Annotated in this window: 7 protein-coding genes and 1 pseudogene; 6 read left to right on the top strand and 2 right to left on the bottom strand. The window is 71.1% G+C overall.

The features are described from left to right. Positions 1-411 precede the first annotated feature (411 nt). A pseudogene (locus J2S22_RS25565) lies at positions 412-912 on the bottom strand (YciE/YciF ferroxidase family protein); the annotation flags it as partial. A 245-nt stretch (positions 913-1,157) separates the two neighbouring features. On the opposite strand from J2S22_RS25565, the gene J2S22_RS25570 reads away from it, so the two are divergent. From J2S22_RS25570 to J2S22_RS25580, 3 genes are all read left to right on the top strand, one after another. Next, a complete protein-coding gene (locus J2S22_RS25570) occupies positions 1,158-1,598 on the top strand; it encodes a hypothetical protein (protein ID WP_272777611.1) in 441 nt (146 codons plus the stop codon). Between the two features lie 300 nt (positions 1,599-1,898). Further along, positions 1,899-3,353 carry a patatin-like phospholipase family protein gene (locus tag J2S22_RS25575; RefSeq protein ID WP_272777612.1) on the top strand — a complete coding sequence of 485 codons (1,455 nt, stop codon included), beginning with the start codon at positions 1,899-1,901 and terminating at the stop codon, positions 3,351-3,353. Between the two features lie 386 nt (positions 3,354-3,739). Beyond that, positions 3,740-4,936 (top strand): hypothetical protein, encoded by a 1,197-nt coding sequence (locus tag J2S22_RS25580; protein ID WP_272777613.1) that lies wholly within the window; start codon positions 3,740-3,742, stop codon positions 4,934-4,936. Between the two features lie 175 nt (positions 4,937-5,111). Here J2S22_RS25580 and J2S22_RS25585 read toward each other — a convergent pair whose 3' ends face one another. Further along, a complete protein-coding gene (locus J2S22_RS25585; protein ID WP_272777614.1) occupies positions 5,112-5,237 on the bottom strand; it encodes a hypothetical protein in 126 nt (41 codons plus the stop codon). A 784-nt stretch (positions 5,238-6,021) separates the two neighbouring features. On the opposite strand from J2S22_RS25585, the gene J2S22_RS25590 reads away from it, so the two are divergent. From J2S22_RS25590 to J2S22_RS25600, 3 genes are read left to right on the top strand one after another with little or no spacing between them, the layout of a single operon-like run. Then, complete coding sequence (locus J2S22_RS25590) at positions 6,022-7,020, top strand: ABC transporter substrate-binding protein (protein ID WP_272777615.1); 999 nt, start codon at positions 6,022-6,024, stop codon at positions 7,018-7,020. A gap of 26 nt (positions 7,021-7,046) precedes the next feature. Continuing rightward, positions 7,047-7,907, top strand: coding sequence for an ABC transporter permease (locus J2S22_RS25595; protein WP_272777616.1), 861 nt, complete (start codon positions 7,047-7,049; stop codon positions 7,905-7,907). An 8-nt stretch (positions 7,908-7,915) separates the two neighbouring features. Then, on the top strand, positions 7,916-8,725 hold the full coding sequence (locus tag J2S22_RS25600) for an ABC transporter ATP-binding protein (RefSeq protein WP_370878252.1): 810 nt from the start codon (positions 7,916-7,918) through the stop codon (positions 8,723-8,725). Positions 8,726-8,978: the final 253 nt, after the last annotated feature.

The following is an 8,978-nucleotide window of genomic DNA, read 5'->3' on the forward strand; positions in this document are numbered from 1 at the left end:
CGTCCTCGTCACCGGCGCGGCGTCGGGCTTCGGCCTGATGACGGCGCAGGCGCTGGCCGACGCGGGCCACACCGTCTACGCCTCGATGCGCGAGACCGCGGGCCGCGCCCGTTCCGGGTCCATGTCGACCCCTCGCAGGACGGCGCCGAGGTGGTCGCCGCGGTCGCCGACCGGGTTCGCCGGGAGCTCTACCGCGCGACCGGGCTCGAGCGGCTGCTGCGGCCGCAGCGCTGATCCGCCGCCGCACCATGCCACCCAAGAAAAAGGGCCCGCTCGCGCGGGCCCTTTGCTTGCCGCCGGCCGTGGGGATCAGGCGGCGGCGCGGCCGCGGCGGCCGTTGCTCTTGGCGGGCTTCGCGCCGCCGCGCGAGGACCCGCCGCGGGCCGGGCTGCGGCGTGGCGGCGCCTTGCGGGCGGCCTTCGGGTTGGCCGACTTCTTCGCCATCGCGGTCAGCTTCTTGTCGGTCGCGACCTCTTCCTTGAGGGTCTCGGTGAGCAGCGTCGCGACGTCCTTGCGGCCGAGCTGCTTGGCCCAGGCGACCAGGGTGCCGTAACGGGTGATCTCGTAGTGCTCGACCGCCTGCGCGGCGGCGATCAGGGCCGCGTCGAGGACCTCCTTGTCCTCGATCTCGCCGGCCACGTCGTTGGCCTCCTCGATGATGCCGTCGATGGCCGGGCACTCGGTGCCCTTCGGCTCCTGGTCGAGCTTCTTGAACACCTGGTCGAGCCGCTTGATCTGCCGCTTGGTCTCGGCGAGATGCGCCTTGAGGCCGCGCTTCAGCTCGGTGTCCGTCGCCTTCTCCATCATCTCGGGCAGCGCCTTCTCGATCTGATGCTCGGCGTAATAGACGTCCTCGAGCTGATGGACGAACAAATCGTCCATCGTGCGGATTTCGTCGGAGAACATCGCCATGCTTGAAGCTCCTGAACACGGTCCTGGCGGACCTTTGGGGATTTCTGCGCGGCCGATCCATGCGACCGCCGCCACAGCCGCAATCTCGCCACCAACGAACCACCATGACCCGGGTTCCGCGCATCGCCCGCGAACGAGTTGAATCGCGGGCGGAAATGCGCAGGATGCCGGTCCGGCCCGAGTCGTTCGGGACGCCACCCGCCGGGCCGCCGAACCACGCCAGCCGGACATCACGCAGCCGAGCCATGACCGACGAGAACGCACCGTTCCCCCGTGTGCTCATCCTGTGCATCGCCGTCACGGGCGGCGTGATGGCGGCCGTGACGGCACAGCTCGCCTATGCGCGGCTCGGACTCGATCTCGGTGCGGCGTGGCGCGACATGATGGGTGCGCGCACCGGACAGATGCGCTCGGCCTTCGCCTGGTGGGCGATCGCGCTCACCGCCTTCGCGGCCGGCCTGGTGATCGCCTGGATCGTGCGGCTGATGGCGTCCGCGCAGTCGAGCCTCGCAGCGGTGCGATGGATCGGCGGCGCCGTCCTGGTGGTCGCCCTCGCCCTGGTGGGCCACGAAGCGGGAGCGCCGACCGGGCTCGCCCCCGGGGCGGGCGTCGCGCTCGGCCTGATCTCGCTGACGGTCGCCGGTCTCCTGTCCCTGCTCGGCGCCTACTTCGCCACGCGGCGCTGAAACCGGTCGCCACCGGACGCATTCTCTCCCGGGAGACGGAGGGCTGGCGCGCAGGTGGGCGGGATCCGGGACGGACGCGGCAAGCCGTGGACATCACAAAAAAAACACGCACGCCGTGATAGAGAATCCGGACGTGACCGTGCCGACTCGACCGGCCGTCCCGAGGCCGATCGAACCGCCGCGCCAGCCGAAGCCACGCAAGCTGCAGCGCTCCGCTGCCGCTCGCAAGCCACAGCAATGCATGCCGCAGCGATGCCAATCGCAGCATTTGGGGCAGGTGGGACAATGCGATCGTGGTCCGTGACTTTCCGAGCGTCCCTGTCGGTTCCGTTCGGTCTCGCCCTCGGCCTCGGGCTCTGTCTCGGCGTCGCGGCCCTCGTGGCCGGGCCCGAACCCGCCGTCGCGGCACCCCGGCAGAAGCTGGTCTGCCCGAAAACGCTCGAGGAGCCCGGCGCCTTCGCGGATGCCGCCGAGCATGCCCGCTACGCCGCCTGCCTGCGTCAGGCCCAGGCGCGCCGCGCCCGCGCCGCCAAGCGCAAGCAGGACGGCAAGCCGGCCGAGGCGGCGGCGGCCGCTGCCGCTGCCGCGGCCGCGGAGGCGTCGCCGCGCGAGGCGACCGGCAACACCCGCCCCGGCGGCCGCGACTTCGCGGCGGCCGACCAGGCGATGGCGGCGATCCCGGGCATCCCCGACGCCCGCTTCTGGGGCGACTCGGAGGCCGACTACATGCGGGTGCTCGGCGGCGTCGGCGGCGATTGGCTGGCGCTGTCGGCGGGAGGCGAGGATTCGGGCTTCGGCGCCGGCCTGCTGACCGGACTGTCCGAGAGCGGTCGCCGCCCCGACTATGCCGTGGTGACCGGGGTGAGCTCCGGTGCGCTGCTGTCCCCGTTCGTGTTTCTCGGCTCCTCGCGCGACGCCGAGATGCGCGACAACTTCATGGCCCTGAACGCCGCCGAGGTGTTCGAGGATCGCCGCACCCCGGAGAGCCTGCTCGACACCTGGCCGCTGCGCGAGTTCATCGCCAGGCGAATCACCCGCGAGCTGATCGACGCGGTCGCGGCCGAGCACAGGCGCGGCCGCCGGCTGATCGTGATCACCGCCAATCTCGACATCGCCCGCCCGGTCGCCTGGAACATGGGGGCGATCGCCGCCGCCGGCACCGAGGCCTCGGCCAAGCTGTTCCGCGACGTGCTGGTCGCCTCGAGCGCGATCCCGGGCCTGTTTCCGCCGATGATGATCGAGGCGGAGGCCGGGGGAAAGCGCATCCAGGAGATGCATGTCGACGGCGGCCTCGCCGCCACCATCTACGCGGCCCCAGATTCGATGCTGCTCGCCGGGGCGACGCAGCCGCTGCCGATGAAGAGCCTCACCATCGTGGTCAACGGCAAGCTGCAGTCGAGCTTCGCCGTGACGGACCGCAGCCTCGTCGGCGTGCTGGGGCGCTCCCTCTCGGTCGGCGTCAAGCGCGGCAGCCGGTCGACCGCGGTGCTGGCGGCGGCGGCCGCGCGGCGCAGCGGCGTGCCCTTCAACATCGCCTTCGTCGACCAGGACTTCGACTACCCGAGCCGCGGCATGTTCGACGCCGCCTACATGAAGGCGCTGTTCGAGTCGGGCGTGAAGCAGGGCCGGAGCGCGGCACCGTTCCGATCGGGCGTGCCGGGCGCCGCGGAGGGGCCGGATGCGGCGGCGCGCGCCCGCACCGGCGCGACGACCGAAGGCGCGGCCGCGCAGGCCGGCGACACCACGGCGCGGTGACGCCGAGACGAGGCGCCCGGACGCGAAAAGCTCGGCACCGCAGTGCCGAGCTTTCGGTCTCAGACAGGCACCCGGTTGCGTGGACCCGGCGCCCGCCCACTGAGCGCCGCAGGTGTTAACGGAAGCTGACCGCGATCACGGCGCCGGCCCGCGGACCGGACGCGGGCCGATGCCCGCAACCGGCTCCCGGCGCAGGTAAAACGCGGCTCGCTGCGGCGTGGTGCCGCGCCGTGCGGCGCGCCGTCGCAGCGCGCCGGTCCGGCCCCCGGTCGTCGTGATCGAGCCGCTCCGCGCGCCGTCGCCGCGCTGCGGGCATGACGGCTCTTGCCGCGCCGCCCGCCCCGGTCCAAAGCTTGCGGATTGCGTCACCAGATCGATCGAGCCCCATGTCCCGCCTGTTTCGCGTCTCCACGTTCCGCGGCTTCCTGCACGGCCTGCGCACCGAGGGGGCGTCTAGCCTGGTCCGCCTCGCCCGCAACGAGCTCGCCGAACCGCGCCTGGCGCTGACCCGGAAGGTCCGGGCGGCCGCGACCGCGGTCGGCGACCACTTCCGCCGCGCCACGACGGCGAGTGCCGCCTGGTCGGACGACTGCCTGCAGCTCGTCTGGGATCTCGCCGCCGCGCCGGTGTCGTTCGACTTCGCCGCGACGCTCGCCGCCGCGGAGATCGAGCGCCGCAAGCGCGGCCTCGCCGGGATCGTCGTGATCGTCGTGCCGGGCCCCCATCACGGCGTGAAGCGCGAGACCCCGGCCCACGAGGCCGTCGAGGATCCGGAGACGCGGCTGTGGCGGCTCCGGCACGAGCTCCTGCCGATGCTCGCCCTGCTGCCGAGCGTGCGCGGCCACGCGGTCTGCGGCGACCGCCGGCAGGCCTGGTCGCTGATCGCCGAGGACGACCGCAAGGTCTATCCCGACGGCTACCGGGTCTTCCTCCCGGCCCGGCCCGAGGTCGCCGCCGCCCGCGAGGAGGCGCGGCGGGCCGGCACGGTGTGGCCGCTGCTCACCGCGTCGTCCGCCGGCCGGCGGGCCGCCGAGGAGTATCTGTCGCGGATCGCCGACGGCCGCCGCGCCGTGGTGATCACGCTGCGCGCCAGCCCGCTCTCGCCGCGCCGGAACAGCCGGATCGACGACTGGATCGCCTTCGCGCACGGGCTCGACCGCGACCGCTACGTTCCGGTCTTCGTCCATGACGGGCCGCCCGGAACGGCGGCGCCGGCCGGGCTCGCGGATCACCCGGTATGCACGGCGGCGGGCCTCGACATCGAGTTCCGGATGGGGCTGTACGAGCGGGCCTGGCTCAACATGGGCGTCCTGTCCGAGCCGCTGACGCTCGCCTGGTACAACGAGCGGGCCCGCTACCAGGTGTTCGTGCCGCTCGACGCCGAGACCGACGTGACGGCCCGGGCGCTCGAGGACGCCGGCCACCGCATCGGCGGCGACATCGAGTTCGCCCGGCCGTGGCAGCAGCTGGTGTGGAAGACCGACGAGCTCGCGGCGATCCGGCTCGCCTTCGCCGTGATGGAGCAGCGCCTCGCCGCCATCGAGGCAGTCGAGCGCACCGATCCGGCGACCCTGGTTCGCTGAGGAGCAGGCGCCGATCGCCGGGGCCTTCCGCCGTGGGCCTGTCGGAATCGGCGGTGGTCGGGATCGGCGGCGGAAGAAGGGACCGGCTGGCGGGCTCCGCCGATCGACGCCTGCGACCGGTGCGCGGACGTCATCGGTCACGTCCCGCCGCGCGGCGGCGGGGACCGAAGCGGGATCAGATCAGGAAGGTCAGGACGGTCGACAGCACGCAGCCCCCGACCAGCAGGGCCCAGTCACCGCGATCGAAACCGAACAGATGCTGGGAAGCCGCGGAGTCGCGGTACGCGGAGTCGTCGTACATGGCCGTCCCCCTGACAACGACGTTTCGTATGCGACCATAACGCGCAGACGGCGTCCGGGTTCCCGCCGCTTAACGGAATTTTAACGATTTTGGTAAACCGGCCCGCCGGGCGCCGAAAAGCCGTCCGCAGGCGTCGCGAGACGCCGATCGGACGGGACAGCCGGGATGTGGAGGTGAGGCGCGCGGCGGCGTCCGGCTCAGGCCTTCGGCCGCCAATCCGCCAGGAACGCGTCGATGGACTGCAGCCAGTCGGCGTTCTTGGCGAGCAGCTCGGAGGTCCGCGCCATCATGGCGAAGTGATCGCGCTCGTGCACCGAGGTCGTCGCCTCTGCACGGTGGGCGAAAGTCAACGCATTACGTAGGTGCTGCTCGGAGTCGAGCAGCACTTGCCGGGGCGATCGGCGCATCACACGTCCCCCGCCTGATACTTATACTTGAAAAAGGATCTGTATATTAGCTCGAAAAGGTGGCCGGAGTCTACGACCGGTTGTGCCTTTCCACAGACAACGATGCCGGCCGAACGAAGGACCGCTCCGCGCCGGCGCAGGCACGGTGGCGCCACACGGGAGGACCGGGGGCGCGGGAGCCGCCCGATCTCGCAAAGAAGCACCCGTTCTGATAGGCATTTCGCAGCATCCGAAAGCGCCTGCCGGCATCTATAATTCATCTGGATCAATCAATCAGTTGTTTTGATTTGCTTTCCTGATGAAATGCCGGCCGAATTAGCCCGGGTCCGGGCCCCGCCGTGTGCACGGCCGCTGCACTCGCCTCGACGGAGATTCGCATGCTCACCCTCAGACGCCTGGCCCTGTGCGCCGCCGGACTGGCCGCCACCTCCCTCGTCGCATGGACCGAGCCCGCCGCCGCCCAGCGGGTGATCCGGGTCGGCCAGGCCGACACGCTCACGGGTCAGAACCTGCCCGAGCTGATCGCCATGGCGAACACCGAGAAGCGGCTCGGGGTGAAGTTCAACGTCATGGCACTGAAGTCCGACGACGTCGTCTTCCAGGCTGTCATCAACAACGAGATCGATATCGGCATCGGCGACGCCTACAAGGGCATCGACACGCTGAAGGCGCCGGTGCGGCACTTCTTCCTGCTGCGGCGGGTCGCCTATTTCCCCGTCGTCAACAGCGAGTTCTACAAGACCTGGAAGGACCTGAACGGCGCCGACATGGCCGTGCACGCGCGCGGCTCCGCCACCGAGGCGATGGCGCTGCAGATGGAGAAGGCGAACGGCATCAAGTTCGGCCAGATCAGCTTCGTGCCCGGCTCCGAGGTGCGCATCATCGCGATGCGGCGCGGCACCATGAAGGCGACCCTGCTGGACCTCCCGAACACCCGCAAGCTGACCGCGGAGGATCCCAAGAAGTTCATCGTGCTGCCGGTCGAGACCCAGTCGGCGAGCGACGAGATCTTCTACGCCACGACGAAGTTCATCGGCGAGAACAAGGAGCTGGTGCAGACGCTGAGCGAGGAGCTCCTGAAGTCGCTGCGCGCCGTCAACGCCGATCCCAAGGCGCCGGCGCGGCTGCGCACCGAGCTCGGCCTGCTGAAGGACCTGCCGAAGCCGCTCGCCGACGACATCACGCCCTATTTCGAGATGGCGGTCCCGGGCGGGCTGTTCCCGACCGACGGCGGCGGCGCCGCGGCCGCCAAGGCGGACTTCGACTTCCTGATCGCCGCCGGGCGCTTCAAGGGCCAGAACTCCGACTACAAGGTCGAGGACTTCTGGGACCTCGCGCCCCTGAACGCCGCGCTCGCCAAGGTCGGCAAGAACTGACGCGCCCCCTGCCCCGGTCGTGAACGATGACTGAGATCGACCCGTCGCCTCGGACCGGGGCAGCCGCCGTGCTGGAGGTCGCCGACGTGCCGACGGCCCCCGCGGTCGCGGCCGGCGAGGCCGCCGGCGGCGGCCTCCTCGACCGCAGCTGGCCCTGGCAGCTCGCCTCCTTCGTGCTGGTGCTCGGCGCCTGGGAGATCGCCGGGCGATGGCCGGTCAGCCTCGCCTTCCCGCCCTTCTCGCAGGTGATGACCGCCATGGCCGAGATGGTGGCGGCCGGCGACTTCGTCCGCGCCTATGCGGTGACGCTGCCGCCGCTCGTCGTCGGGGTCGGCATCGTCGGCGTGCTCGGCGTCGTGCTCGGCATCGCCATGGGCCTGTCGCGCGGCTTCGAGTGGATCGGCCTGCCCCTGATGGTCGTGCTGCAGACCGCGCCGATCGCCGCCATCATCCCGCTGCTCACCTATTTCTACGGGGTCAGCGCCACCTCCAAGATCGCCTCGGTGATCCTGCTCTCCGCCCCCATCGTGGTGCTGAACTCCTATCGCGGCATCCGCAACACCAACGCGTCGCTCCTCGACATGTGCCGCTCGTTCCTCGGCACCCGGCTGCAGCAGGTGACCAAGATCATGCTGCCGCACGCCAGCGGCATGATCTTCGCCGGCCTGCGCCTCGGCATCTCGGCGGGGTTCATCGGCGTGGTGCTGGCCGAGCTGCTGATCTCGCCCACCGGGATCGGCGACCTGATCAGCTACAACCGCTCGATCGCCCGCTACGACAAGATGTTCGCCGCGATCCTCTCGATCCTGGCGCTCGCCACCGTGACCCTGTCGCTGCTGCAGCGGCTCGAGAACCGGCTGTTCCGGCCGGACCACGCGGTCTCCTGATGAACGCCATGACCAAGCCCCTGCCCCAGGCCCCGCGCGACGCCGCCGCGCCCGACGACGCGCCGCCGATCGTGCGGGTCGAGGGCGTCACCATGCGCTACGCCAACGGCGTGACGGCGCTCGACGGCATCGACCTCGATTTCCCGCGCGGCAAGCTGACCACGCTGCTCGGCCCGAGCGGCTGCGGCAAGACCACGCTGCTGAAGATCGTCGCCGGCCTGTTCCGGCCGACGACCGGAACCGTGGCGGTGAACGGCAAGGTCGTCACGGGACCGGGACCGGAGCGCGCCCTGGTGTTCCAGGACTTCGCCCTGCTGCCGTGGGCGACGGTGCTGCGCAACGTCGCCTTCGGGCTCGAGCTGCGCGGCGTGGCGAAATCCGAGCGCGAGGCGATCGCGGCCAGGTACATCCGCGAGGTCGGGCTCGCCGGTTTCGAGAACCAGTACCCCAACCAGCTCTCGGGCGGCATGCGGCAGCGCGCCGGCCTCGCCCGCGCGCTCACCGTGAACGCCGACATCCTGATGATGGACGAGCCGTTCTCGGCCGTCGACGAGCAGATGCGCCGCAAGCTGCAGGAGGATCTCCTGTCGCTGCTGCAGGTCGAGAAGAAGACCGTGATCTTCGTCACCCACTCGATCGAGGAGGCCGTCTACCTCTCCGACCGCATCGTGCTGCTGTCGCGCCGCCCCAGCCGCGTCTCGGCGATCCGCGACCCCGGCATCGCCCACGACCTCCCCCCCGACCAGATCCGCCGCGACCAGCGCTATCTCGACACCGTCGACGAGATCTGGGACACGCTGAAGCAGTACCTGCAATGAGGGCGGGCTTGCACGACCAGCGCCGCACCCTTCGCTTCACCTCTCCCCTGCGGGGAGAGGTCGACGCGCGCAGCGCGTCGGGTGAGGGGGTGCCGCGGCCAGCCGACTGGCGCTGTAAACCCTCCCCCCGGGGGGGGGGGGGGGGGGGGCCGCCCCCCCCCCCCCCCCCGCGGGGGGGGGGGGGGCCCGCCCCCCCCCCGCCCCCCCCCCCCCCCCCGGGGGGAATAAAAAACACAAAACAACCCACACCCAC

It is taken from the genome of Rhodoplanes tepidamans, assembly GCF_030813915.1.
Taxonomy (GTDB): Bacteria; Pseudomonadota; Alphaproteobacteria; order Rhizobiales; family Xanthobacteraceae; genus Rhodoplanes; species Rhodoplanes tepidamans.